Here is a 24,296-nt window from a genome sequence, read left to right as displayed (position 1 = left end):
CATATTTCGGCGGCTTTATCTGCCGATGCCCGAGATGGCCCCTGGGAGGGTGCCCGGATACTGCCGCCGTCCGCCAAAAGCAAGTCGGCCAGAGGCAGATGGAGACCGCGCGTTCCACCTGCCGGACCGGCGTCGCGCCCCGATTGCACAGCCTCGATGCCGGCAGTAGACTTGGCAGGTTCCGCAGCGGCAAGCGCCGGGACCGGGGAAGGCCTGAATTTCTCGCAATATCAATGCATTAACGGATGGAGCCGGGCAGAATCGCATGATGGACCTCATGCAGTTGGCCACCGCCGCAGCGCTGGCCCCGCGGCCCGCCGCGGGCAGCGGCCTGCCGGGCTATCCGCAATCGGAAACCCTGACCCACGCCCATCTGCTCTGGCTCGCCGCGCGCGGCAGCGCCGAGATGCCGGCGCGCCGGCAGATCCCAGCCTTGGCGCTGGAGCCGCTCGGACCCCAGCTGATGGTCTTCGGCATCGAGCGCGAGCCGCTCGATTTCCGCTATCTGGAAATCGGCAGCCGCATGCGCGAACTGAGCAACGACGACTATACCGGCCGCTGCCTGAGCGAGATCCCGCACCAGCGCGCGCCCAGCACGGTCTGGGACCACCTGATGGCGGCGATGGATGCCCGCGCGCCGGTGCGCGGCGTACTTCCTTACGTGGGCCGGCGCCGCGACATCAGCAGCATTTTCCATATCGTGCTGCCGCTGGCGGATGACGGCGAAACGGTGGATCGCCTGCTGGTCTGCGTCGAATTGGCCCCGGTCATACACCTGCAGGACGGCACGCATCCCTTCACCCAGCTCGGTTAAGCGGGCCACCCTCACCTTTGGTTGAGCGGAATCCGCTTTTGCGTCTGCACAATCCCTGAGACACTGTGAGGCGTGACAGGAGCCTGATGTGTCGACGATGCGCGACCTGCTGCTGGGCCGGCAGGCAACGCCGGCTCTGCTGTGGGGCTACGATTACTGGGAGAGCAAGCGCCGGGGCCGCGCCATGCCGGCGCGCGCCGATCTCGACCCGATCGAGATGAAGGCTTTCCTGCCGCATATCGTGCTGACCGACGTGCTGCACCAGTCCGCCCCGGATCTGCCGCTCGATTTCCGCTACCGCCTGATGGGCACGGCCGTGGACGCCCATATGTCGCGGCGCTTCACCGGCCTGCGCCTGAGCGAACTGCCGGCGCAGCGGCCGGGCAGCCAGATGTGGCTGAATTTCAGCGAAGTGGTCGAGCAGCGCCAGCCCCGCTTCCATCGCGTGCCCTATGTGGGGCCGCACAAGGATTTCCTCTCCCTGATCGACCTGGTGCTGCCGCTGTCGGACGACGACCGTACCGTGGCCATGCTGATGTCGCTGGTGGATTTCATCCCGCGCGAGGTCAATCCGCCGCCAGGACGGTAACCACCCGAGCTAAACAAGCAGTAACCCCCGCGGGTAACAGTAAATTTGGGATGCGCTGCCCGGCATTTCATGCCACCTTTCTGCCCGTTACCCCTCCCCGACAGCATCATTTCAGGATGACCGCCCGCGCATGACCGCGTTGGATTTGGAGTCGGCCACGCCGCGCCTGCGGCAGGCCTTTGAGTACTGGACCGCCAAATGCGGTGGCCGGTCGATGCCGGCGCGCGCCGATATCGATCCGGCCGAGATCAAGCCGCTGCTACCCTATCTGATCCTGATGGAGGTGCGGCGCGACACCAAGCCGGGCTGGCCATTGGATTTCCGCTATCGCCTGATCGGCACCGTGACCGATGCGATGATGAATGCGCGCTACACCTGGAAATGCATGAGCGACCTGCCGCACCAGCAGCCCGACAGCCGGATCTGGCGGAACCTGGCCAGCGTGACGGAAACACGCCAGCCGCAGGTCAGCCGCGTGCCTTATGTGGGCCCGCACAAGGATTTCATGTCGGTGGTCGACCTCGTGATGCCGCTGTCGTCCGATGGCGAGACGGTAAATATGCTGTTCTGCATCGTCGACTTCGTGCCGCGCGAACGCAGCTACTAGGACGCGGCAGTTCAGCGGGACACGACGAAGGCTTCCAGTTTGCCCAGAGTCTGCAATCCCAGTTCCACGGCGCCGAAGCCCTTCGCTGCCTGGAATTCGGCGGCCGTATTGAACACCATGCCGAGCGTGACCTTTGTCGCTCCACCCTGATCCTCGAACAGGGCCCAGGCGTCGGCATGTTTCGGTCCGTTCTCGCCCGCATGCAGCGTGTAACCGAGTCTTTCCTCGGGCACCACCTCGCCGTAACGATGATGGTTCGGATAGACCGTGCCATCGGGTCCGATCATATCGAAGACCCATTCGCCGCCGCCACGCAGATCGATCCGCGCCGTACGGCAGGAATACCCGTCCGGTCCCCACCATTGCGGCAGCGTCTCGGAATTCATCCACGCGCCCCAGACCAGGCTTCGCGGTGCCTTGATCACGCGCTCCAGCACCATGGTCCGCTCGGCCACGCCGGCGAGATTGTCCAGCCCCGCGCCAAAGCCCTGCCGGTATCCCGCTTCCATATTCTCGGCCAGTGAAGACAGCTGCACCGTGACAACCAGCCGGCTGCGCTGGTCCGTGCCTGAAAGGTCCGCCGTCACCAGCGCGGCCGACTGCGCCATGCCTTCGCATGACACCACCTCGTAATTCACGCTACGCAATCCAGGCTGGAATTCCAGCCAGCCGACTTCACAGCGGATATCCGGCTGGCCTTTCACTTTGCAAAGCGAGACCTCGCGTCCGCCCACCCTGCTGTCGGCTTCCAGAAACGCCACGGTGACCGCGGGCGTGGGCGCCGCCCAGATCATCCGCGCGGCCGGGGCCGTCCAGGCCTGCCATAGCGCGGATACAGGTGCTGCGATGTCGCGCTCGAAGGTCAGCGTCGCGAAACGACTTGAAACCGAGTTCTGTGTCATTCTTTGCGCGCCTTCATCACGTTCATCACAAATGCGTCCAACCGGTCGAGTCTGCTTTCCCAGATCGCCCGCTGTTCCTCCATCCAGGTCCGTGCCGGGTCCAGGGCTTCGGGCACGAGGGCGCAGGTCCGTGTCCGGCCGTCCTTGGAGGTCGAGATCAGACCGGCTTCCTCCAGCACGGAGAGGTGCCGCATCACCGTGGGCAGACGCAGTCCGGTGGGACCGGCCAGGTCGGTGACCCGCGTGGGTTCCTCGGCGAGCCGGGTCAGGATCGACCGGCGGGTCGGGTCCGCCAGCGCGTGGAAGAGCCGCGAGAGATCGGGATCGCACTTAGCCATATGGCTTACTATCGACAGTTTTGCCGACGATGCAAGGGAAAACTTAGCTAAGCCGCTAAGTTTCTTCCTGACGGCCTAAGCCAGTGCACGACTGATGGCTTTCCGCAGCGCCGGCAGGGTTTCCGCCGCAAACCACGGCTGCTTCTTCTGCCAGCTGAGATTGCGCCAGCTGGGATGCGGCAGTGGAAAATAAGCATCCGGCAGATACTCGCGAAAGCGCTGCACCGTTTCGGTCATCGTCCTGCCCTGCCGGCCAGCCAGATAATACTTTTGCGCATATTGCCCAACCAGCAGGGTGAGCCGGATATCAGGCAGCTGCTTCAGCAGCCGGTCATGCCAGCGCGGCGCGCATTCCGGCCGCGGTGGGTTGTCGCCGCCTTTCGGATCGACGCCGGGATAGCAGAAGCCCATCGGCATGATGGCGATGCGTGTTTCATCGTAGAAGTCGTCGCGCCCTATATCCAGCCAGCCGCGCAACACATCGCCGCTGCGGTCGTTCCACGGAATGCCGCTCTCATGCACTTTCGTGCCGGGCGCCTGGCCGATGATAAGAAGCTGCGCGCTGCGCTGCATGCGTACCACGGGGCGCGGGCCAAGCGGCAGCTGGGCGGCGCAGAAGGTGCAGCCGCGGACCTCTTTGAGCAGCGCGTCAAAACGGCCGCGCATCGAGGTCTTTAGAGATCAGCTTGTGAAAGGCGCCCGCCGAGACGCAGCGGCGCGATCCTGGTCGCCAGCCCGGTGCGGTCGTCGGTTTCGACATAGACGGCGCAGAGCGTGCCTTCCCCGTTGGCCGGCTCGAAACGACCGCCGGGAATCTTGCGGGTGAAACGGTTCAGCGGCTCGGTCTTTTCCATGCCGATCACCGAATTGTAGTCCCCGCACATGCCGGCATCGGTCTGATAGGCCGTGCCGCCCGGCAGGATCTGTGCATCCGCCGTCGGGATATGGCTGTGCGTGCCACAGACCAGCGAAGCGCGTCCGTCGCAGAAATGGCCCATGGCCATTTTCTCCGAAGTCGCCTCGCCATGAATGTCGACGATGACAGCATCGACGCCAGCGCCGAGCCGGTATTTCGCCAGTTCACCCTCGACGGCGGCAAAGGGATCGTCCAGCGGATCCATGAAGATGCGGCCCATCACCTGCACCACCAGCACCTTCCTGCCGCTGTTCAGCGTATAGACCGCGGCACCCTTGCCGGGCGTGCCCTTCGGATAGTTCAGCGGCCGCAGCAGCTTCGGATCGGAATTGATATAGCCCAGCGTCTCGCGCTGATCCCAGGCATGGTTGCCGAGCACGATCACATCGACTCCGGCGGCATAGAATTCTTCGCAGATTTTACCGGTGATGCCGAAGCCGGCAGCGGCATTCTCGCCATTGACCAGCACGAAATCGAGACCGAGGCGACTGCGCAGGTCCGGCATGCGCTGGATCACTGCATCGCGGCCCGACCGGCCGACCACATCGCCGCAATAAAGAAGCTTCATACGTCCCGTCTTTCAAAACGCACCGCACCCCGTTCGGTGACGGCCCAGTCCAGTCGCTCATCATGCGCCGCATGCGGCAGTTCCGCCACCTGCTGTACCGCGAAGGCATAGCCCACGGCCAGTATCTTCTTCTCCACTACCGCTCTAAGCCCCTGCAAAGTGGCGTCGTAATAGCCGCCGCCCATGCCGAGGCGATAGCCGGCCGTGTCGAAACCCACCAGCGGTACCAGCAACATATCCGGCACCAGTGGCGTGGCGTTGGCGGCGGGCGCCGGAATGCCATAGGCGCCGGCCGGCGGCAGGCAAGTCAGATCGTCGCACAGCCGGAATTGCAGCAGCCGGCTGCCCTGCTGCACGGCAGGCAGCACCACGAGCGCGCCCTTGCGCTGCAGCTGCATCAGCAGCGGTCGCGGATCGAGTTCATCCTCCATCGGCCAGTAGCCCGACACCACCTGGCCGGCCTCGATCGGGATCGCCGCCATGAAGCGGTCGGCGGCCAGCGCTGCAATCGCAGGCCCGTTCGCGCCGTCATTCGCCCGCGCAGCTTCGGCGCGCCGCGCCTTCAGCTTGGCGCGCAGGCTGGCCTTGCGGCGGTCGAGATCTGGATCGCCAGTAAATGAGTCAGGAGTGATCAAGGCTGGATCGCTGTGGGGGAGAATGTGCCAGGGAAGAAGTGGACGGGACCACCCTGGCCGTGAGTGTTAGCAAACCTCTGTGGCCTGGCGTACCAGGTGGGCGCCGTATGATCGAGACCACGGCCTCGGCAGGGACAGCTCCCATAGAGATGAGCATTGGCCCCAGGGTTATGATACCCCACGCACCGGGCAGTACCCGTCCGCGGCTATATTTAGGTGCTCTCCAGCCGCGCGGCAATGTCTTCCAGCCGCTTTGCCAGCCCGACCAGCGCATCTCCGCCTTCCATGGCGGTTTTCTGCTCGGTCTGCATGGCCGATACGGCCTGCCGCATCTCGGCCACGTCGCGCTGGGCCTGCTCCAGGTCGTCGGCGAGCGTGAGCGCCGTCATCAGCATCAGCCGCGCCTCGCCCACCTGCCCGACCAGAGCAGCCAGTTCGCGCACCCGGCGGTCGAGCACGCCCGACAGGCGGCGGACCTGATCCTCCTCGCCGTCATCGCAGCCGACTTCGTAGAGCCTGTTGTTGACGGTGACATTCACCAAAGCCATGGCGACCTCCGTCTAGTGTTGTGCCCGTGAGCTGTCCTGGCTGTCCAGCGCCTGACGCAGCCGCGCCATGGTCGCCTCCAGCCGCGCTGCCACGCCGGACTGGAAAGCCTGCACCTCGTCGCGGCTGGCACAGGCCGCAGCCAGTTCGGCCTTCAGCGCCGCCAGGTCGCCGCCCAGTTCGACCACCGGCGCAACATTGCGCACGGCTGCCAGTTCGCTGCGCAGGCTGTCGATTTCCGCCTGCAGTACAGCAATCTCGTTATCGCGCGCGGCCAGTTCGACGGCCAGAGCAGCGGCCGGGGCAGAGTTGTCGTCGACCGGCACGGCCTCAACGGCATCGTTCTGGAACTGTGCCAGTTCGGCGCGCAGCGCATCGACCAGGGCGGCGCGTTCGCGCAGGGTATCGGCTTCATCGCGGGTCGCCTGCAATTCGTCGCGCAGTGCCTTCACATCGCCGGCCATCAGCCCATGCTGCTCGGACAGCCGGCGGAATGCCTCGGCACGCTGACCGAGCGCGGCATCCAGGCGACGGATCGCCTGTTCCATGGCGGCAATGGCTGCGGGTATCCCGGTCTGAGTCAGAATAGACCTGCCTGACGCTTGGGGTTGGTGAGTGAAGTTGATATGGAAGATAAGCTTCGCGCCCGCCGCACGCAACCGAACACCCCCATTCTTTCCGGCCGCATCCATGCCCGAATCGTTCCCGATGATTACCGACCCGTGGTTTTATGCCGCGGCTTTTCCTGCCGTGCTGATCACCGGCATGAGCAAGGGCGGATTCGGCCCCGGCACCAGCCTGATTGCCCTGCCGCTGCTGGCGCTGGTGCTGCCGCCGATCCAGGCCGCCGCCATCATGCTGCCGGTGCTCTGCGCCATGGACCTGGCCGGGCTGTGGGGGTTCCGCGGCAAATGGGACCGCCGCAACATGAAGATCATTCTGGCCGGTGCCATGGTCGGCATCGCCATCGGCACGGCCACGGCCGGCTATGTCAGCGACCGCGGCGTGCAGATCATCGTCGGCGCCGTGGCCGTGGCCTTCGCCCTGCAGAAATGGCTGAAGCGGGGGCCGGAACTGCCGGCTCAGCCCCATCTGCTGAAAGGCCTGTTCTGGAGCGCCTGCTCCGGCTTCACCAGCTTCATCGCCCATGCCGGTGGCCCGCCGCTGCAGGTCTATCTGCTGCCGCAGCGCATGGACAAGACCATCTTTGTCGGCACCACCGTTATCTTCTTCGCCGTGGTGAACTACGTGAAGCTGATCCCCTACTGGTGGCTCGGCCAGTTCGCGCCCGGCAACCTGGCGACCAGTGCGGTGCTGGTGCCGGTGGCAGTCGGCGGCGTCTATCTCGGCATGTGGCTGCATCACAAGATGAGCGACGTGCTGTTCTATCGTATCGTCTACATCTTCGTGTTCATCGTCGGGCTGAAGCTGCTCTACGACGGGTCCGGCCTGAAACTGTTCTAAAGACTGCATTTTCCAGCCGTTGTCTGTCCAACAAGCCAGACCGTTGCCGCAGGCGTGTCATTTGCTCTAGCTTGCCCCTGACTGCAGGGGAAGCGCCAGATGCCGACAATTTACGACCGCGATCTCGACCAGAACCGGGCCAATTACGAACCGCTGTCGCCGCTCAGTTTTCTGCGCCGCACCGCCGAGGTTTTCCCCGACCATTTGGCCGTCATTCACGGCAAGCTGCGCTACAGCTACAAAGAATTGTATGAGCGCTGCCGCCGGCTCGCCTCGGCGCTGGAACGCCGCGGCATCAAACGCGGCGACACGGTGGCGATCATGGCGCCGAATACGCCGGCGCATCTGGAAGCGCATTTCGGTATTCCCGTCACCGGCGCGGTGATCAACGCGATCAACACGCGNNACCGACCGCGAATACAGCGCCACCGTGAAGGCCGCGCTGGCACAGACGAAGGCAAAGCCGCTGGTGGTCGATATCGACGATCATCTGTGCAGCACCGGCGAGTTGTTCGGCGAGATCGAATACGAAGCCTTCCTGCAGGAGGGCGACCCGAACTGGGAATGGCGCGGTGTGGATGATGAATGGGATGCCATCTCGCTCGGTTATACCTCAGGCACCACCGGTAACCCGAAGGGCGTGGTGACACATCATCGCGGCGCCTATCTCAATACCGTCGGCAATGCCGTGACCTGGAACCTGCCCAAGCATCCGCGCTATCTGTGGACACTGCCGATGTTCCATTGCGACGGCTGGTGCTTCCCCTGGACCATCACCATGCTGGCCGGTGTGCATGTCTGCCTGCGCAAGGTCGATCCCGCGCTGGTCTTCGACAGCGTCCTGCAGCATGGCGTGACGCATTTCTGCGGCGCACCCACCGTGCTGACCATGCTGATCAACGCACCGGACGATGTGAAGGCGAAATTACAGCCTGGCGTGAAATGCATGACCGCCGGCGCCGCTCCACCGGCCGCGGTGCTGGCGGCGATGGAAAAAATGGGCTTCGACGTCACGCATGTCTATGGCCTGACCGAAGTCTACGGCCCGGCCGTGGTCTGCGACTGGCATGAGGCCTGGGACCAGCTGCCGCTGCCCGAGAAGGCTGCCGTGAAGGCGCGCCAGGGCGTGCGCTATCACGTGGAAGAAGATGTGACGGTACTGGATCCGGAAACCATGGAACGCGTGCCGGAAGATGGCGAGACCATGGGCGAGATCATGTTCCGCGGCAATATCGTGATGAAGGGCTATCTCAAGAACCCGAAGGCGACGACGGAGGCCTTTGCCGGCGGCTGGTTCCATTCCGGCGACCTGGCCGTGCTGCATCCCGGCGGCTATATGCAGATCAAGGACCGCTCGAAGGACATCATCATCTCGGGCGGCGAGAATATCTCCACCATCGAAGTCGAAGGCGTGCTGTATATGCATCCCGATATCGTCGAGGCCGCGGTGGTGGCACGCCCGGACGAGCACTGGGGCGAGACGCCCTGCGCTTTCGTCACCCTGCGCAACGGCGCGACAGTCATCCCCGATCAGAATGGGGCAGACGAGATTATCGCCTTCTGCAAGGCGCGGCTTGCGAAGTTCAAGGTGCCGCGCACCGTGGTATTCAGCGAACTGCCGAAAACCTCGACGGGCAAGATCCAGAAATTTGAGCTGCGCGAACGGGCCAGGGCTCTTAAGTGAGCTTGGGCCCTGAAATGATCAGGGCCCGGGCCCGACCGCTAGGCGCTGCGTGATATTTCTTCTTTGAGCTTGAGCTTTTCGCGCTTGAGCTGGGTCACACGGACCTGATCGGGCAGGGGGCGGTGGCTCTCATCATCGATAGCCGCTTGCAGGGCATGATGTTTTTCGACGAGAGTGTCCAGATGCGCCGGATTATTCATCGCAGGCTCCTCCTTCCGGTTTGGAGCGCGTCAACCAGTTCGACTGCGGTCGCCCTGACGAAGGCGCGACCGCATCGGTACGCGCCTGTGAATTATCTAAGCACCGCCTTTTCGCTTTGTCAGCCCCAAAGAAAATAAATTCTCCAGCAAACGAGTCGCCGTATGCGCCGCATACAGAAAACACCTTCAAAAACTGCCGCTAAACGTGCAGCCGGCAAAGCCACGCTTCCCGTCACGCGCGTCAGGAAACGCAGCCAAGCGGCCGCAAAGACGGGGCAATTCGCATCCGCAGCAATGCGCGCGCCCGCCCAACGTCGCCTCGTGGTCGGCATTACCGGCGCGTCGGGTGTGATTTACGGCATTCGTCTGCTGGAAGCGTTGAAAGGCAGCGGCATCGAGTCGCATCTGATCCTCAGCCGCGCGGCCGAAATGACCATCGCCTATGAAACGTCGTATGCGGTCAAGGATGTGAAGGCGATGGCGCATACCGTCTATGCCATTGGCGATATCGGTGCGGCGATTTCATCCGGCTCGTTCCAGACGCTCGGCATGGCGATCCTGCCCTGTTCGATGAAGACGCTGGCCGAGGTTGCCACCGGCGTCACCACCACGCTGCTGTCGCGTGCCGCCGATGTGACGCTGAAGGAGCGCCGACGCCTGGTGCTGGTGCCGCGCGAGACGCCGCTGCATCTGGGCCATCTGCGCAACATGACCGCCGCCACCGAGATCGGCGCGATCATCGCGCCGCCGATGCCGGGCTTCTACGCGCAGCCACAGAGCCTGGACGATATGATCAGCCACACAGTCGGCCGCGTGCTCGATCTTTTCGGGCTGGATGCCGGCCTGGTGAAACGCTGGACCGGGCGGCCAGCGAATTAACTGAAGGCGATCTTCAGCAGCTCGGCGCCCAGTTGCACGGCGGCCTGATCGCCCGGCGCGATACGCTCCAGATAGGCGACGAGATGCGAGGCGGCCGCCTCGATCTCGTCATCGCGATCCGGCGGGTGTTTTTCGCTGCGCTGCGCCGGACTGACCCGGCTTGCCGCCGCCAGCCAGACCTGCGCCACCTGTTCCAGCTTCAGTTCCAGCGCCTTGATGTCGGCATAGAGCGCCTCGGCGGCCGGCTCGATCTCGCGCAGGCTCTTCAGTGCGCGTCGCGCCTCACGCAGGGGCGTCAGTACGGTATTGACCGGTGCGACAGCTGCCTCGACCCGGCCCAGTTCGGCATCGGCCCAGCCGGCATAGCCGCGCCGCGCCCGCCAGAAGCCGAGCAGCAGCAGGTTCACATCGGCGCCGAAGCGATTCTGCAATTCCAGACAGGCCGTTGCCGCACCGGGCCGGTCGTAAAGCCCCAGCGAAAAGGCCCAGAATCCGGGCTGCATCGAGTCTGTGTCAGAGTCGGCCATCCATGCTATGCTAGCGGGGTTTCCGGGTTTTTGGGTAGGCCGCGAGCAGAAGAATGAATTTTCCGGGTCCGATCGACACCGAGGAATTGCAGGGCAAGCTGGCCGACCTGCGCGCCGAACACCGCGATCTCGACGATGCCATCACCGCGCTGGCCGAGCAGCCCAGCCTGAACCTGATCCAGATCCAGCGTATGAAAAAACGCAAGCTCGCGCTGAAAGATCAGATCACCCGCATCGAGAACCTGCTGATTCCCGACATCATCGCCTGACGCCGTGACCACCGATAGCACGGCGGGCTATGCCTCCATCGCCGACCAGTTGGCCGTGCAGTACGAGAGCATCGGCTTCGAGGAGGTGCATGGCCAGATCCTGCACCTGATTCCACCGGAAGGCCGTGCCCTGGATATCGGCGCCGGCACCGGCCGCGATGCGGCAGCGCTGGCGCGGCGCGGCTTCAGAGTCACGGCTGCCGAACCGACCACGGAAATGGCGGCGCATGGCCAGCGGCTCCATGCTGGCCTCGACATCACCTGGACCGACGATGCCCTTCCGCACCTGCCGCTGCTGTCCGCGCGCGGCGGAACCTACGACCTGATCATGCTGACCGCCGTGTGGATGCATCTCGACGCGGCGGAACGCGCCGCCGCCATGCCGGTGGTGGCCGCATTGCTGGTGGACGGCGGACGGCTGGCGATGACGCTCCGTCACGGCCCGGTACCGCCCGGCCGCCGCATGTTCGACGTCTCGGCCGACGAAGTGATCGCGGCGGCGCAGCCCTATGGTCTGGTGCTGCTGTACCGCGGCACACGCGGCGACATGCTGAGCCGCGGCGGCGTGCATTGGGATATACTGATGCTGGAGAAGCGCTGATCGGCGCTCTGCTAACTCTTTCGGGCATAGGCGCCGCGGATTTCATCGGCCAGCGCCACGGCTGGCGTCGAGAGCTGCCGGCCTTTCAGTTGCAGGAAACCGATCTGCCGGCTGATCGTCGGTCCGGTCAGTGGCCGCATGGTGAGCCGATCCGAGGCGAACATCGAAAAGGTCAGCGCCGGCAGGGCCGTGACGCCAAGACCGGCCGACACCAGCGCGATGCAGGAGGCGATCTGTTCGACCTCGAAACGCGGCTGCAGCGCGAAATCGGCCTGCAGGAGCACCGCATCCGCGAGCCGGCGCACCGAGGTCGAGCCTGCCATCGCCACGTAAGGATGCCCTTCCAGCTTGCTCCAGGCGACCGGGCCCTTTCCCTTCGCCAGAATATGATCGTCGCGGCAGACTAGGTGGATACGGTCGGCGCCGATCTCGTCATAAGCGAGCGCGGCGGTCTCGGCGATCCGGGTGGTGACGGCAAAATCGGCCAGGCCGTCGGCCACCATCGTCACCGCACGTTCATGCATCACGTCGCGGATCGCCACGTCGATACCGGGATATTTGCGCTGCAGTTGCATCAGCGCGCGCGGCAGGATCGAAGCGGCCACCGAGGGCAGCACGGCGATGGTCAACCGGCCATGCAGCCCGTCGGCGCGTTCGGCCACGCCCTGCATCGCCACCTTGAAATCACGCAAGAGGTCTTCCGCCACCGCAAACAGATGCCGGCCATCCGGTGTCGGTTGCACGCTGCGTGTCGTGCGATCGAACAAGGTCAGGCCCAGCTCGGCTTCGATCTTGCGGATCGCCGCACTCAGCGCCGGCTGCGAGATGCGCAGCTTTTCGGCCGCCAGCGTGAAACTGCCTTCGCGCATCGTAGCGGTAAAAAGCTCGAGCTGTCGCAGGGTGAGATTAATAGACATAATTTATAATTCCATATTTCTTATATATTGGACGTTATAGATCGGTCTTGGCAGTTTGTCCCGCGAGGAAACGAAACGCAGGCTACATCTTGCCACCTACTACAGTTCATATTGGCGCGGGCGCAGGCTTTGCCGGCGACCGGCCCGGCGCCGCCGTCGCGGTGGCCGAAGCGCTGGCTGTGGCTGCACAGCAGGGCATTCCCGCCTTCCTGATTTTCGAGATGCTGGCCGAACGCACGCTGGCATTGGCGCAACTCGACCGCCGCCGCGATCCCGACGCCGGCTACAGCGCCAACATGCCGGCACTGGTGGGGCCGGTGCTGAAACTCTGCCTGCAGCACAATATCCGCATCGTCGGCAATTTCGGTGCCGCCCATCCGATGGCTGCGGCGCGGCGCCTGCGTGCGATGGCGGAAGAACTGGGCTTCGCCAATGCAAAAATTGCCGTGGTGCAGGGCGACGATCTCAGCGCCCGCCTGACTTCCGCTGATCTTGCCGCACGCGAAACCGACGGCACGCTGCTCGCCGGGCGCACCGATATTGTCGCCGCCAATGCCTATCTCGGCGCGCAGCCGATTGCCGAAGCGCTGGGGGCCGGCGCGCAGATCGTGGTGACCGGCCGCGTCGCCGATCCGTCGCTGGCGCTGGGCCCGCTGGCGCATGTATTCGGCTGGCGCTGGAATGACTGGGACAGGCTCGCGGCGGGGACTCTCGTCGGCCATTTGCTGGAGTGCGGCCCGCAGGTGAGCGGCGGCTATTTCGCCGATCCGGGCCTGAAGGACGCACCCGATCTCGACCGGCTGGGTTATCCCATCGCTGAAGTAAAAGCCGATGGTTCGGCCGTGATCTCCAAACCGGACGGCAGCGGCGGTGCGGTGAACCTGCGCACCGTGAAGGAGCAGATCCTCTACGAAATCCACAACCCCGCCGCCTATCTGACACCGGATGTGATCCTCGACCTGACCGAGGTGGAACTGGCCGAGCAGGGACCGGATCGTCTGAGCGTGACCGGCGCGCGCGGCCATGCCCGGCCCGAGACGCTGAAAGCCACCGTCTGTTTTGAGAGCGGCTGGTTCGCCGAGGCCGAGATTTCCTATGCCGGGCCGAATGCGACGGCGCGCGCACGCCTTGCCATCGACATCATCCGCAAACGCATGGCGGCGCAGCAGCCCGGGCTTGCCGTGCGCGCCGATATCATCGGCGTGGTCAGCAGCTTCGGCGACAGCGCCGGCAGCGACCTTGCCGACGCCATAGTCGAAAGCGACGACATCCGCGTACGCTTCGCCACGCGCCATGCCGATGCCGAGGTGGCAAATCTGCTGCTGGCCGAGGTGGAAGCGCTCTACGTCGCCGGGCCGGCCGGCGGCGGCGGTGTGCGGCGCCATCTGGTGCCGCAGCTGGCCAGCGCCTCCTGCCTGATCGAACGCGATCTCGTCACGCCGCAAGTGGATCTGGCGCCATGAGTCGCGTTCTTCTTCACCGCATCGCCCATGCCCGCTCCGGTGACAAGGGTAACCGGCTGAATATCGCGCTGATCTGTTACCGGCCGGAGTTTTTCGACGCCATAGCTGAACAGGTGACGCCCGACCGCGTGGCAGATCTGTTCGCCAGTCGCAAGGTCGGCCGCGTGCAGCGTTTCGAGCTGCCGAAACTCTGGGCCTTCAACTTCGTACTCGACCATGCACTCGACGGCGGCGTGAATGCCAGCCTCGGCCTCGATGGCCATGGCAAGACGCTGTCCTTCAAACTGCTGACGCTCCATGTCGAACTGCCGCAACCGATTCAGTCCCTGCTCACAGATCAATCATAAACGGAGGAAACCATGCGCATCCTGTCATCCCTCGTCGTTGCCGCAGTGGCGATTGCATCGCCGGCTCTGGCTCAGAGCTATCCGACCAAATCGATCAAATTCATCGTGCCGTTCGCGGCCGGCAGCGCCACCGACACCGTGGCCCGCGTGGTTGGCGACTATGTCGGCAAGGAACTGAAACAGGCGGTGGTGGTGGAAAACATTGCCGGCGGCAGCGGCGTGATCGCCGCGCAGAAAGTGGCCCAGGCCGAGCCCGATGGCTACACGCTGCTGATTTCGACCAACACCACGCATGCCGCCAACCAGAGCATGCTGAAGAAACTGCCCTATGACGCGGTGAAGGATTTCGAAACCGTGACCTTGCTGGGCACCATCCCGATGGCGCTGGTGGTTAATCCCTCGGTGCCAGCGAAGAACGTCAAGGAACTGATTGCCTATGCCAAGGCCAATCCGGGCAAGCTGAGTTTCGGTGCGGGTTCGAGTTCGGCTCGTATCGGTGTCGAGATGTTCAAGGTCATGACCGGTACCGACATTGTGCATGTGCCCTACAAGAGCAATCCGCAAGCGGTGACCGACCTGCTGGGCGGCCAGGTGCAGCTGATGATCGCCGACGTTTCCACCACGCTGCCACAGGCTGCCGCCGGCAAGGTGAAAGCACTGGGCGTATCGACCAAGGGGCCGTCGCCGGTGGCGCCGGGCCTGCCCACCATCGCCAGCGAAGGCGTGCCGGGCTACGAAATCACCGCCTGGTTCGCCGCCTGGCTGCCGGCCAAAACCCCGGCCGCGATTGCCGACACGCTGCAGAAATCCATGGCGGCGGCAGTGGCCGACAAGGAGATCCAGGCCAGACTGATGGCGGCCGGGATCGAGCCGAAGTCGAGCAGCCGCAAGGAACTGGCGGATTTCGTCGGCACCGAAATCGAGAAATGGGCCAAGGTAGTGAAGGCCGCCGGCATCGAACCGGAATAAGGCGTTCAGCTTTTCTCACGTGGTGAAGGCTGGTCAGCGACGACCGGCCTTTTTCCTTTTGCGAGAAACACCCTCACCCAACCCTCTCCCGCCTGCGGGAGAGGGTTGGGTGAGGATCTTCCGCAACGGCATCGTTGCATGACATCTCCCGATCCAGATTAAATAGCTGCAGAGGGAGAAAAACATGCGTGTTGTCATCACCGGGGCAGCCGGATTCATTGGGCGCAAACTGACTGCAGCTCTGCTGCGCCAGGGCCAGTTGATGCAAGCTGCGACAGGCTCGGCCCAGCATCCCGCCCCGATCTCCGAACTGGTGCTGGCCGACCAGATGGATTTCGCCGCGCCCTCCACTCGCACCGGCAATATTCCTGTCCGCAAAGTCATCGGCGACCTATGCGAGGCCGGCTATCGCCAGCACCTGTTCGAGGGTGGCGTCGGCACCCTGTTCCATCTGGCGGCCTCGCTGACCACCGAAGCGGAACGCGATATCGCACGCGGCATCGAAACCAATGTGCTGAGCCTGCTCGGCCTGCTGGAACTCTGCCGCGCGCAGAAGACCGCGCCACGTTTCATTTTCGCCAGTTCCATTGCCACCTTCGGCGGCACGTTGCCCGATGTAGTCGACGATACGACCGCACAGACACCGCAAACCTCCTATGGCGCGCATAAGGTGATCGCCGAACAGCTGGTCAGCGACTACAGCCGCCATGGCGTACTGGACGGACGCTGCCTGCGCCTGCCCATCGTGGTGATCCGGCCGCGAGCAGGCCGCTCGGTATCGGACAGCGTGGCCGCCATCCTGCGCGAACCATTGAATGGCGATAATACCGATTGCCCGTTCAGGCCCGAGACAACGCTGCCCCTCGTCTCGATCCAGGCGGTGGTGCGCGGCCTGCTGAAACTGCATGACCTGTCGGCAGATACAATCGGCGCTTTCCGCGCTTTCAATCTGCCAGCCCTGCGCGTCACCGCCGCCGAAATGGCAGCTGCCGTACAGGCCTGGCCGCAGCGCAAGCCCGGCCAGGTGAACTGGCGGCCGGACGCACAGATGCAGGCCATCGTAGATGGCTGGCCGGCGCGCTTCGACTCTGTGCGGGCGCGCCAGCTCGGCATCCTGCCCGATGCCAGCCTGACCGAGATCATCGACGCTTACCTGAAAGACGCGCCATGAGCACGAAACGTTTTTGCATCATCGGCGCGGGTTCGTCGGGCATCGCTGTCGCCAAGGCCCTGAAACAGAAAGACCTTGAGTTTGACTGTTTTGAAAAGGGTTCGGATATCGGCGGCAACTGGCGTTACAACAACGACAACGGCGTGTCGGCGGCCTATCGCAGCCTGCATATCGATACCAGCCGCAAAAATCTGCAGTATCCCGATTTCCCCACGCCCGACGACCTGCCGGATTTTCCCTCGCACTGGCAGGTGATGCAGTATCTCGAATCTTACGCGGAGAAATTCGGCATCCGGCCGCAGATTCGTTTCCGCACCGGCGTGACGAAGGTCGAGCCGGCCGGAGAAGACTGGGTGGTCACGCTGGAGACCGGCGAGACACTGACCTACAGCGCGGTCATCGTCGCCAACGGCCATCTGTGGGATACCCGCCTGCCGGATTTCCCCGGGCAGTTCGATGGCATGCAGATCCATTCCCATGCCTACAAGACCGCCGAACCTTTCGACGACAAACGCGTGCTCGTCGTCGGCATCGGCAACTCGGCGGTCGATATTGCGGTCGATCTCTGTCGTCGCGCCAGAAGCGTGACGCTGTCGACGCGGCGCGGCGCCTGGATCATGCCGAAATACATCATGGGTATTCCGATCGACCGCTGGGGCGCGTTTTTCTCGCGTAAGCTGAAACTGCCCACCGTGCTGAGCCGCATGATCGTCAACAGGCTGATGTACCTGACCGTCGGCGACCAGCGCCGCTATGGCATGCCGACGCCGAAGCATCCGATGTGGCGCGAGCATGCCACCATCAGCCAGGAACTCCTGCCCTATATCGGCCACGGCCGGATCAAAGTTAAACCGAACGTGACAAAGCTGGACGGCAGCCGTGTCGACTTTGCCGATGGCAGCCACGAAGACTTCGACGCCATCATCTATGCCACCGGCTACAAAACCAGCTTCCCCTTCCTCGATCCTTCGATCTTCGCGGTGAAGGACAATGAGGCCCCGCAACTCTATCGCCGCATGCTGGCGCTGGAGCGGCCGGGGTTGTATTTCGCCGGGCTGGTACAGCCGATCGGCGCGACGATCCCGCTGGTGGAAATCCAGTCGCGCTGGCTTGCCGGCGTGCTGGCCGGCGAGATCGCGCTGCCCTCAACAGATGCGATGCGGGCCGAGCTGCGCGCACACTGGCGCGGCGTGAAGCGGCGCTATGTCGACAGCGCACGCTATACGCTGGAAGTGGACTACCGCGACTACGCCACGCAGATGCGCGAGGATATGGCGAGCGGCAAGGCAGGGTATTAAGCGGTATACGGCACCGGATCGAGCAGCTTGTTCACTTCGGCCAGTTCATCGCCCGAGAGTGCGCGCGCGCCGGCCTGAACATTCTGCTCCAGCTGCTCCGGCTTGGTGGCGCCGGCGATCACGCTGGACACCTGCGGCTTTGCCAGTAACCAGGCGAAGGCCAGTTCGGTCATGCTCCAGCCACTCTTGTCGCACCAGCCGCGCAGGCGCTCGACGGTCGCCATATTGCCTGCCGTCATGTAGCGGTTGGCGAGGCGTTCGGTATTGGCCAGCCGCGAACCTTCAGCCGCCGCGCCGGTCTTATGCTTGCCGGTCAGGAGTCCGCTGGCGAGGGGGAAGAACGGCAGGAAGCCGAGGCCGAAACGGCCACAGGCATTGAGCTGTTCGATCTCGGCCTTGCGGAACACCATGCTGAGTTCGTCCTGCGCCGAGACGAAGCGATGCGTGCCGAGCTGCTTTGCCGTCCAGTCGGCGTCCGCCAGTTGCCAGGCCGCGAAATTGGAATTGCCGATATAGCGCACCTTGCCCTGGGTGATTAGATCGTCGAGCGCTCGCAGCGTTTCATCGATAGGTGTGCGCGGATCGGGCTGGTGCTGCTGGTAGAGATCGATGTAGTCCGTCTGCAGCCGCGCCAGGCTGTCTTCCACCGCTTTCATGATATAAGCCCGCGAGGCGCCGACCTTCTTGCCCGCGTCGTCCATCGGCATGGCAAATTTGGTCGCCAGCACGATGTCCTTGCGGCGGGCGCCGAGGATCTTGCCCATCTGCGTCTCGGAACCGCCCTTGTTGCCGTAGATGTCGGCTGTATCAAACAGCGTGATACCGAGATCGAGCGCCTTGTGGATCACCTTGCGCGAGGCTTCGAGGTCGAGCCGCATTTCGAAATTGTTGCAGCCGAGGCCGACTTCGGAGACCAGAAGACCAGACGTGCCGAGATTGCGGAATTTCATGGCGGGACTCTCTGATGAGGTGGGCGATGGAGGCTGGCGGAGTATCCTGCCGTCAGCGCGCATGTAGCAAGCCGGGCCATATTGGTCCGGTGATTTTCACCCCAGCACCCGCAGCGCTTCCGTCGCCGCCACACGTCCCGACAGCCACGCCCCAGCGGCCGAGCCGATCCAGTCGACCGGCGCGAAGGCCTCGCCGGCGAACAGCACGCGGGCGCGGCCGGCCGCACTGGTGAGCGCGCGGCCGGCATTGCGCCGCGCCGTGGCGAAGCCGGGCTTTGCCGCTGCCACCGCACCGCGGCTCCACGGATCGCTGCCCCAGTGTGTNNATCATCGCCGCTTCGCCACGCCCTTCGAGATCGCGGGCATAATCGCCGCCGACCTGCGCAATCGCCAGCGGCATCGCCTGGGCGTTCAGGCGAATGCTCATCGCGCGACTGTTATGTGCGCGCAGCAGCGCCTGCGTATTGGCCGGCGCATCGAAGGCGCCACCCTCGTACTGCAGGGCAATGCGGTCGATCACCCCCATGGTCATGCGGGAAAGCGCCTCGCGCTGCGGTTCCGGCAGGCCGGGCTGGAACACGATGCCGTCTTTCGCATTGAGCAGACCGAGCGGCACAGTGACGATGCAGGTCTCGGCGCGCACTTGGCCTTCCGCCGTTGCCACCGTCACGCCGCTGCCACCGGCCCAGTCGATCCGCACCACCGGGCGGTCGCGGAAAACCGGCAGATCGGCAGCGAAGTGGCTGAGCCAGGCACCGAAGCCGCCAGGCAGCCAGGCGTCGTTGCCGGTGCCGATGAGCCTCGGCGCATCCAGCGCCGACAATGCAGCGAATTCGACGCCGACATGCAGCGGCGCGGCCAGTGCCCGGGCCAGATCGATCCAGCGGCCGGCCGGGCCGTTTGCCTCCAGCTTGATGCGGCTGGCCAGCGCCACGTCGCTGCGTAACGCACGCGCATCGAGCAGGGCATCGTCCATTTTGTCATAGGCGAAACCGAGCGCGTCGTAATCCTGGCTGCGGGCATCGCGGGCCGGTTCGCCGCTGCTGTTCTGGTCGAACAGCCAGAAATCGCCTTCATCGGGCTGCAGGCGCACTTCCCGATTGCGGATTTCGATGGCAAGCGGATTGATGTCGGCCGAGCGCAACAGCCAGCCGCCGAGATCGACGGGAAAATCGAGCGCCGTGCTATGGGTCCAGATGCGACCGCCGATGCGATCGCGCGCTTCCAGCACCACGACATTGCGGCCACGGTCCTGCAGCATGCGGGCGGCGGCCAGTCCGGCCATGCCGGCGCCGACAATCACCACTTCGGTTTCAGACGGCAGCGCGGCCGCACGGACACCGAGCGCAGGCAGCATCGCTGCCGCTGCGGTCATGGCTGTGAATCGTCGCCTCGTGATTCCCGTCATAGCCGGCATTATGCCGCGAAGCCTGACCCTCGGGATGAAATTTTATCGGCCCGTCCACACAAATTCGTTAGGTGGAGAGCCTAGCGCAGGATCATCGCAACCGAGGCCGCCAGTGCCAGTCCCATCGCGATGTTGAAACCGCGCTGGCGGGGTGGATCGCGCAAAAATCGCTGCGCCGCCGCACCGAACACGAGCCAGACGAAACCGCTGGGCAAAGCGGCACTGACAAAGACCAGCGTGAAGACCGCAGCACGCAGCAAGGCAGACTCTGCCTCACCCGGCAGATAGGTCGCCACCGCGCCAGCCGAAACCAGCCAGGCTTTTGGATTCACCCATTGCAGCAGGGCGGCGCCGAGGAAACCGGTCGGTTCCGGTATTGTCGCGCTGTTATCGCCGCCATCCTTCCTACTCACTGGTGCACTGGCGATCTTCCAGGCGAGCCAGAGCAGAAAGGCGGCGCCCAACCACCGCACGATCTGCATAACCTGCGGATGCTGCAGCACCAGGGCGCCGAAACCGCAAGCGGCCAGGAACATCATCGAGCCCATGCCGGCGGAAACGCCGAACAGGCAGGGCAGGCCTCGCCAAAGCCCAACCTGCATGCCGGTTGCGGTCAGCAGCACATTGCTCGGCCCCGGCGTGATGGCGGCGACCAGTGCGAAGACGAAGAAGGCGGCGATCTGGTCCAGAGTCATGCCGGTATTACGGCATGCGGGCAGCGATTAGTCTGGAAGGTTTGTGCAGGGGCATCGTCGCCCCTTTCGTCATGCCCGGGCTTGACCCGCGCATCCCATTAAATGGGACTCGCGGGTCAAGCCCGCGAGTGACACTTCATAAATGAAAAACCCTTAATCCGCCGAGCGGAACGGATGCGGGTTGAACACGCCGAGTACTTTCAGCGAGCGGCTGAAATATTCCAGTTCCTGCAGCGCCAGATCGACATTGCGATGCGCCGGGTGACCTTCGATCTCGGCATAGAATTCAGCGACCTTGAAACCGTCGGTCAGGTAGCTTTCCAGCTTCACGACGTTCACGCCGTTGGTGGCGAAGCCGCCGAGCGCCTTGTACAGCGCGGCCGGCACGCTGCGCACCTTGAACATGATCGCGGTCATGCAGGCGGCGCTGTTCGGATCGGGATCGCGGCGCTGGCGCTCCAGCCTGATGAAGCGCGTCGTGTTGGTGTGGTTGTCCTCGATATCGGCACGCAGGATCTGCAGGCCGTAGAGTTCGCCGGCGATGCTGGAGGCAATCGCCGCCTCTTCCGGATTGTTGCGCTCGGCGACGTCCTTGGCCGAACCGGCAGTATCGCTGGCGACAATCGGCTCGATGCCGAGATCCTTGGTGACGCGACGGCACTGCGACAGCGCCTGCACATGGCTGTAGACGCGCTTCACCGTCTTGAGCGAGGCACTCTTTGGTGCCAGCAGCTGGTGCCGCACGCGCAGGAAATGCTCGGCCGTGATGAACAGGCCGCCCTCGGGCAGCAGATGGTGGATATCGGCAACGCGGCCGGCGGTGGAATTCTCGATCGGGATCAGGCCGCAGGCCGCCTTCCCGTCGCGCACCGCGGCGAAGGCATCCTCGAAGGTCGCGCAGGGCAGCGGCACCAAGTCGGGCAGTGCCTCGCGGCAGGCCAGATGCGAATAAGCGCCCGGCGCACCCTGAAAGGCCACGACCGTTGCGGGGTCGGTGACATCCGTGGCGATGGTGGCGACAGGCGACATGGCGTGACTCGTTTTTCGGAATTATCTGGGCTGCATGGCGGCGCGGATGCGCGCGAGATCGGCCGGAGTATCGACACCGAGCGGAAGCGTGTCAACGACGGCTGCCGCAATGCTCATGCCGTTTTCCAGCGCGCGCAGCTGCTCCAGGCTCTCGCGCTTTTCCAGCGGCGAGGGCTTGAGCGCGACGAAGCGCTCCAGCGCCGCGCGGCGATAGGCGTAGATGCCGATATGGTGCCACAGCGGCCCCTCGCCGCCCGGCACCGGCCGGCGGCTGAAATAGAGTGCGCGGCCGACGCTCTGGCCGGCGCCGAGACTGAGTACGGCCTTCACCACGTTGCGGTCGTCCACCTCATGCTGATCCACGATAGGCGTGGCCAGCGTGGCGATGTCGATGGCGGGATCGGCCAGCGGAGTGAGCGCGGCGGCGATCACCTTCGGGTCGATGGCCGGCAGGTCGCCCTGCAGGTTGATCACAGCGTCATGCCGGCCGTCCGCGTCCAGCTTCTGCAACGCCTCGAAGATGCGGTCGGACCCCGAGGGATGGTTCGGATCGGTCAGCACCGCCTCGCCGCCGGCTGCCGTCACCGCCTCGGCAATCTGGGCATCGCCGCAGGCCACGGCGACGCGAGCGAATCCGGCCTCCTGGGCACGGCGCAGGCAGTGCACGATCATCGGCTGGCCGTGGATATCGGCCAGCGGTTTGTCAGGCAGCCGGGTCGAAGCGAGCCGCGACGGGATCAGGACGATGGGATTTTTCGGCAGCGCGGCAGTCATGATGTTTTAGGCCTTGAAATAGCAGCGAGATCGGGACGGCAGGCGGAATGGGGCCAGGCGCCATCCCGGTGCGGCACTTCGCCGCAGCCGGAGCCGCCGCAGCCCCATCTGGTGCGGATATATACGGGTTGCGAACGGGTCGGGGAAGCCGGTAATCTCCCGGCGATTTTCCAGCCGTTTCGCGGCCCTACCAGCATTGCCGTCCCGGGAGTCCGACCCAATGAATAGTTTCGAGCTCAACAAGATCGCCGGCGCAGTCCTGTTCTGCCTGCTGATCATCATGGGCGTCAGCCAGGTCGGCAACATGCTGATCCACCCCAAGAAGCTCGCCGAAGCCGCCTACAAGATCGACGTTCCCGAGGAAGCCCCGGCTGGCGGCGCTCCGGCTGCTGTCCAGGAAGAAGATCCGCCGATTGCTACCCTGCTGGCCTCGGCCAATGTCGATGCCGGCAAGAAGGCCTTCGGCAAGTGCGCCTCCTGCCATGGCGTGGAAAAGGGCGGCCCTGCAAAAGTCGGCCCCAACCTCTATAACGTGGTCGGCGGTCCGAAGGCTCATATGGCCGGCTTTGCCTATTCCGACGCCATCAAGAAGACCGAAGGCGAGTGGACTTACGAGAATCTCTACCATTTCCTGAAGAACCCGAAGGCCTATGCCCCGGGCACCAAGATGTCGTTCGCCGGTTCCAAGAGTGCCAAGGAGCGCGCCGACCTGATTGCCTATCTGCGTTCGCTGTCGGACAGCCCGAAGCCGCTGCCGAATTGATCTCGCAACTCGCTTTCAAGGGCCGGGAGCTGTCATGACCGACATCCCGGCCCTTTTTGCATCCAAAGCCGACGAGCTGGTGGGTTTTGCCCACCGGCTGGCTGAACTGGCCCGCGTCGAGATCCGTCCGCATTTCCGCACCAATTTCGACGTCATCAGCAAGGCCGATGCGTCGCCCGTCACCATTGCCGACCGCAATGCCGAAGCCGCCATGCGCAAGGCCATCGAAGCGCGGTATCCCGATCACGGCATCTTCGGCGAGGAATTCGGCCAGGTGCGCGATGCGTCGCCCTGGCGCTGGATTCTCGACCCCATAGACGGCACCAAGAGCTTCGTCTCCGGCCTGCCGATCTTCGGCACGCTGATCGCGCTGACCTTCGAGAACCGCCCGGTGCTGGGCGTGATCGACCAGCCGATCATGGGGGATCGCTGGATCGGGGCCGCCGGTCGCCCGACCGAGTTCAATGGCAGTCCCGCCCGCACCAACGCGCAGCGCAGCCTGGGTGATGCCGTGCTGATGACGACTTACGTGGACAGCTTCACCGAGGCCGAGTTGGCCGCGTTCACGAAATTGCGAAAGGCCTGCCACATCAATCGTATGTCCGGCGACTGCATTGCCTATGGTATGCTGGCTTCGGGTTTCGCCGACATCGCCATGGATGGCCGGATGCAGCCTTACGATTATGCCGCGCTGACGCCTATCGTGGCCGGTGCGGGCGGCATAATCACCGACTGGGAAGGCCAGCCGCTGGATATGCGGGGCCGCTCCCGCGTTCTGGCCGCAGCGAATCCGGCGCTGCACCAGGCCGCCATGGAATACCTGTCCGGAGTGTGACGCTGACTGGAGCCAACTGATGCGATCCGTACTGCTGCCCGCCGCCCTTCTCGCGCTCGCACTGTCCGCACCGTTTCACGCCCCATTCCATGATGCCCGTGCCCAATCAGGAAAAGTCAGCCATGCGCTCACGCTGGG

General features: G+C 64.2%; 29 protein-coding genes, 1 other RNA gene and 2 pseudogenes. 15 read left to right on the top strand and 17 right to left on the bottom strand.

Features of this window, described 5'->3' with window-relative positions:
- Positions 1-265 precede the first annotated feature (265 nt).
- The 3 genes from CTR53_RS06570 to CTR53_RS06560 all read left to right on the top strand — a co-directional run bounded on the left by CTR53_RS06570 (position 266) and on the right by CTR53_RS06560 (position 2,010).
- On the top strand, positions 266-814 hold the full coding sequence (locus CTR53_RS06570) for a hypothetical protein (RefSeq protein ID WP_290810212.1): 549 nt from the start codon (positions 266-268) through the stop codon (positions 812-814).
- A gap of 97 nt (positions 815-911) precedes the next feature.
- Positions 912-1,403 carry a PAS domain-containing protein gene (locus CTR53_RS06565; protein ID WP_290811644.1) on the top strand — a complete coding sequence of 164 codons (492 nt, stop codon included), beginning with the start codon at positions 912-914 and terminating at the stop codon, positions 1,401-1,403.
- Positions 1,404-1,533: 130 nt separating this feature from the next.
- Positions 1,534-2,010 carry a PAS domain-containing protein gene (locus CTR53_RS06560; RefSeq protein ID WP_290810210.1) on the top strand — a complete coding sequence of 159 codons (477 nt, stop codon included), beginning with the start codon at positions 1,534-1,536 and terminating at the stop codon, positions 2,008-2,010.
- 11 nt (positions 2,011-2,021) lie between these two features.
- Here the strand turns inward: CTR53_RS06560 and CTR53_RS06555 are convergent, their stop codons facing one another.
- The 8 genes from CTR53_RS06555 to CTR53_RS06520 all read right to left on the bottom strand — a co-directional run bounded on the left by CTR53_RS06555 (position 2,022) and on the right by CTR53_RS06520 (position 6,463).
- Positions 2,022-2,912 carry an SRPBCC family protein gene (locus tag CTR53_RS06555; protein ID WP_290810208.1) on the bottom strand — a complete coding sequence of 297 codons (891 nt, stop codon included), beginning with the start codon at positions 2,910-2,912 and terminating at the stop codon, positions 2,022-2,024.
- Positions 2,909-3,250, bottom strand: coding sequence for a helix-turn-helix transcriptional regulator (locus CTR53_RS06550; protein WP_290810206.1), 342 nt, complete (start codon positions 3,248-3,250; stop codon positions 2,909-2,911). The genes CTR53_RS06555 and CTR53_RS06550 overlap by 4 nt, the downstream gene beginning before the upstream one ends.
- A gap of 75 nt (positions 3,251-3,325) precedes the next feature.
- The gene (locus tag CTR53_RS06545) at positions 3,326-3,916 is read right to left on the bottom strand and encodes a uracil-DNA glycosylase family protein (RefSeq protein WP_290810204.1); all 591 of its coding nucleotides are present in this window, start codon (positions 3,914-3,916) and stop codon (positions 3,326-3,328) included.
- A gap of 8 nt (positions 3,917-3,924) precedes the next feature.
- A complete protein-coding gene (locus tag CTR53_RS06540) occupies positions 3,925-4,734 on the bottom strand; it encodes a TIGR00282 family metallophosphoesterase (protein WP_290810202.1) in 810 nt (269 codons plus the stop codon).
- On the bottom strand, positions 4,731-5,369 hold the full coding sequence (locus tag CTR53_RS06535; RefSeq protein ID WP_290810200.1) for a 5-formyltetrahydrofolate cyclo-ligase: 639 nt from the start codon (positions 5,367-5,369) through the stop codon (positions 4,731-4,733). Before CTR53_RS06535 ends, CTR53_RS06540 begins: the two co-directional genes overlap by 4 nt.
- A 41-nt stretch (positions 5,370-5,410) precedes the next feature.
- Positions 5,411-5,568, bottom strand: a non-coding RNA gene (gene ssrS, locus CTR53_RS06530) — 6S RNA.
- A gap of 13 nt (positions 5,569-5,581) precedes the next feature.
- Positions 5,582-5,917, bottom strand: a complete 336-nt coding sequence (locus CTR53_RS06525; protein WP_290810198.1) for a cell division protein ZapA — start codon at positions 5,915-5,917, stop codon at positions 5,582-5,584.
- 12 nt (positions 5,918-5,929) lie between these two features.
- The gene (locus CTR53_RS06520; protein ID WP_290810196.1) at positions 5,930-6,463 is read right to left on the bottom strand and encodes a hypothetical protein; all 534 of its coding nucleotides are present in this window, start codon (positions 6,461-6,463) and stop codon (positions 5,930-5,932) included.
- A gap of 142 nt (positions 6,464-6,605) precedes the next feature.
- Between CTR53_RS06520 and CTR53_RS06515 the strand changes: the two genes are divergently transcribed.
- Both CTR53_RS06515 and CTR53_RS06510 read left to right on the top strand, forming a co-directional pair.
- Positions 6,606-7,379 carry a sulfite exporter TauE/SafE family protein gene (locus tag CTR53_RS06515; protein ID WP_290810194.1) on the top strand — a complete coding sequence of 258 codons (774 nt, stop codon included), beginning with the start codon at positions 6,606-6,608 and terminating at the stop codon, positions 7,377-7,379.
- 99 nt (positions 7,380-7,478) lie between these two features.
- Positions 7,479-9,063: pseudogene (locus CTR53_RS06510) on the top strand (acyl-CoA synthetase).
- Positions 9,064-9,101: 38 nt separating this feature from the next.
- Here the strand turns inward: CTR53_RS06510 and CTR53_RS06505 are convergent.
- The gene (locus tag CTR53_RS06505; protein ID WP_144067117.1) at positions 9,102-9,263 is read right to left on the bottom strand and encodes a YdcH family protein; all 162 of its coding nucleotides are present in this window, start codon (positions 9,261-9,263) and stop codon (positions 9,102-9,104) included.
- A gap of 294 nt (positions 9,264-9,557) precedes the next feature.
- Here CTR53_RS06505 and CTR53_RS06500 point away from each other — a divergent pair, with 294 nt between their 5' ends.
- A complete protein-coding gene (locus CTR53_RS06500) occupies positions 9,558-10,142 on the top strand; it encodes a UbiX family flavin prenyltransferase (protein WP_290810189.1) in 585 nt (194 codons plus the stop codon).
- Here CTR53_RS06500 and CTR53_RS06495 read toward each other — a convergent pair.
- Positions 10,139-10,669 (bottom strand): TIGR02444 family protein, encoded by a 531-nt coding sequence (locus tag CTR53_RS06495; RefSeq protein WP_290810187.1) that lies wholly within the window; start codon positions 10,667-10,669, stop codon positions 10,139-10,141. The genes CTR53_RS06500 and CTR53_RS06495 overlap by 4 nt on opposite strands.
- 53 nt (positions 10,670-10,722) lie before the next feature.
- Here CTR53_RS06495 and CTR53_RS06490 point away from each other — a divergent pair, with 53 nt between their 5' ends.
- Together CTR53_RS06490 and CTR53_RS06485 are read left to right on the top strand one after the other, a co-directional pair.
- On the top strand, positions 10,723-10,938 hold the full coding sequence (locus tag CTR53_RS06490) for a DUF465 domain-containing protein (RefSeq protein WP_290810185.1): 216 nt from the start codon (positions 10,723-10,725) through the stop codon (positions 10,936-10,938).
- 4 nt (positions 10,939-10,942) lie between these two features.
- Positions 10,943-11,539, top strand: coding sequence for a bifunctional 2-polyprenyl-6-hydroxyphenol methylase/3-demethylubiquinol 3-O-methyltransferase UbiG (locus tag CTR53_RS06485; RefSeq protein ID WP_290810183.1), 597 nt, complete (start codon positions 10,943-10,945; stop codon positions 11,537-11,539).
- A gap of 11 nt (positions 11,540-11,550) precedes the next feature.
- Here CTR53_RS06485 and CTR53_RS06480 read toward each other — a convergent pair whose 3' ends face one another.
- Complete coding sequence (locus CTR53_RS06480) at positions 11,551-12,456, bottom strand: LysR family transcriptional regulator (RefSeq protein ID WP_290810181.1); 906 nt, start codon at positions 12,454-12,456, stop codon at positions 11,551-11,553.
- Between the two features lie 89 nt (positions 12,457-12,545).
- On the opposite strand from CTR53_RS06480, the gene CTR53_RS06475 reads away from it, so the two are divergent.
- The 5 genes from CTR53_RS06475 (at position 12,546) to CTR53_RS06455 (ending at position 17,704) form a co-directional block, all read left to right on the top strand.
- Complete coding sequence (locus CTR53_RS06475) at positions 12,546-13,919, top strand: acyclic terpene utilization AtuA family protein (protein ID WP_290810180.1); 1,374 nt, start codon at positions 12,546-12,548, stop codon at positions 13,917-13,919.
- The gene (locus CTR53_RS06470) at positions 13,916-14,266 is read left to right on the top strand and encodes a hypothetical protein (RefSeq protein WP_290810178.1); all 351 of its coding nucleotides are present in this window, start codon (positions 13,916-13,918) and stop codon (positions 14,264-14,266) included. The genes CTR53_RS06475 and CTR53_RS06470 overlap by 4 nt, the downstream gene beginning before the upstream one ends.
- A gap of 12 nt (positions 14,267-14,278) precedes the next feature.
- The gene (locus CTR53_RS06465) at positions 14,279-15,235 is read left to right on the top strand and encodes a tripartite tricarboxylate transporter substrate binding protein (RefSeq protein WP_290810176.1); all 957 of its coding nucleotides are present in this window, start codon (positions 14,279-14,281) and stop codon (positions 15,233-15,235) included.
- Between the two features lie 184 nt (positions 15,236-15,419).
- Positions 15,420-16,406: an NAD-dependent epimerase/dehydratase family protein gene (locus CTR53_RS06460; RefSeq protein ID WP_290810174.1), complete on the top strand. Its 987-nt coding sequence runs from the start codon at positions 15,420-15,422 to the stop codon at positions 16,404-16,406.
- Positions 16,403-17,704: an NAD(P)-binding domain-containing protein gene (locus CTR53_RS06455; RefSeq protein WP_290810172.1), complete on the top strand. Its 1,302-nt coding sequence runs from the start codon at positions 16,403-16,405 to the stop codon at positions 17,702-17,704. The genes CTR53_RS06460 and CTR53_RS06455 overlap by 4 nt, the downstream gene beginning before the upstream one ends.
- On the opposite strand, the gene CTR53_RS06450 is transcribed toward CTR53_RS06455, so the two are convergent.
- The 6 genes and pseudogenes from CTR53_RS06450 to CTR53_RS06430 all read right to left on the bottom strand — a co-directional run bounded on the left by CTR53_RS06450 (position 17,701) and on the right by CTR53_RS06430 (position 22,560).
- Positions 17,701-18,654 carry an aldo/keto reductase gene (locus CTR53_RS06450; RefSeq protein WP_290810170.1) on the bottom strand — a complete coding sequence of 318 codons (954 nt, stop codon included), beginning with the start codon at positions 18,652-18,654 and terminating at the stop codon, positions 17,701-17,703. The genes CTR53_RS06455 and CTR53_RS06450 overlap by 4 nt on opposite strands.
- 96 nt (positions 18,655-18,750) lie before the next feature.
- Entirely contained in the window at positions 18,751-18,942 is a 192-nt protein-coding gene (locus CTR53_RS21210) for a hypothetical protein (protein ID WP_367158953.1), read from the bottom strand.
- 67 nt (positions 18,943-19,009) lie between these two features.
- Positions 19,010-20,011: pseudogene (locus CTR53_RS06445) on the bottom strand (flavin monoamine oxidase family protein); the annotation flags it as partial.
- A 131-nt stretch (positions 20,012-20,142) separates the two neighbouring features.
- Positions 20,143-20,757 (bottom strand): LysE family translocator, encoded by a 615-nt coding sequence (locus tag CTR53_RS06440; protein WP_290810166.1) that lies wholly within the window; start codon positions 20,755-20,757, stop codon positions 20,143-20,145.
- 153 nt (positions 20,758-20,910) lie between these two features.
- Complete coding sequence (locus CTR53_RS06435; protein ID WP_290810164.1) at positions 20,911-21,786, bottom strand: prephenate dehydratase; 876 nt, start codon at positions 21,784-21,786, stop codon at positions 20,911-20,913.
- Between the two features lie 21 nt (positions 21,787-21,807).
- Complete coding sequence (locus CTR53_RS06430; protein WP_290810162.1) at positions 21,808-22,560, bottom strand: 3-deoxy-manno-octulosonate cytidylyltransferase; 753 nt, start codon at positions 22,558-22,560, stop codon at positions 21,808-21,810.
- Between the two features lie 220 nt (positions 22,561-22,780).
- Between CTR53_RS06430 and CTR53_RS06425 the strand changes: the two genes are divergently transcribed.
- Positions 22,781-23,323, top strand: coding sequence for a cytochrome c family protein (locus CTR53_RS06425; protein WP_290810160.1), 543 nt, complete (start codon positions 22,781-22,783; stop codon positions 23,321-23,323).
- Positions 23,324-23,357: 34 nt separating this feature from the next.
- Positions 23,358-24,158: a histidinol-phosphatase gene (gene hisN / locus CTR53_RS06420; protein ID WP_290810158.1), complete on the top strand. Its 801-nt coding sequence runs from the start codon at positions 23,358-23,360 to the stop codon at positions 24,156-24,158.
- The last annotated feature ends 138 nt before the right edge of the window (positions 24,159-24,296 follow it).

This window comes from Ferrovibrio sp. (genome assembly GCF_002796975.1).
Lineage (GTDB): Bacteria > Pseudomonadota > Alphaproteobacteria > Ferrovibrionales > Ferrovibrionaceae > Ferrovibrio.
This window is presented reverse-complemented; position numbering and strand designations above follow the sequence as displayed.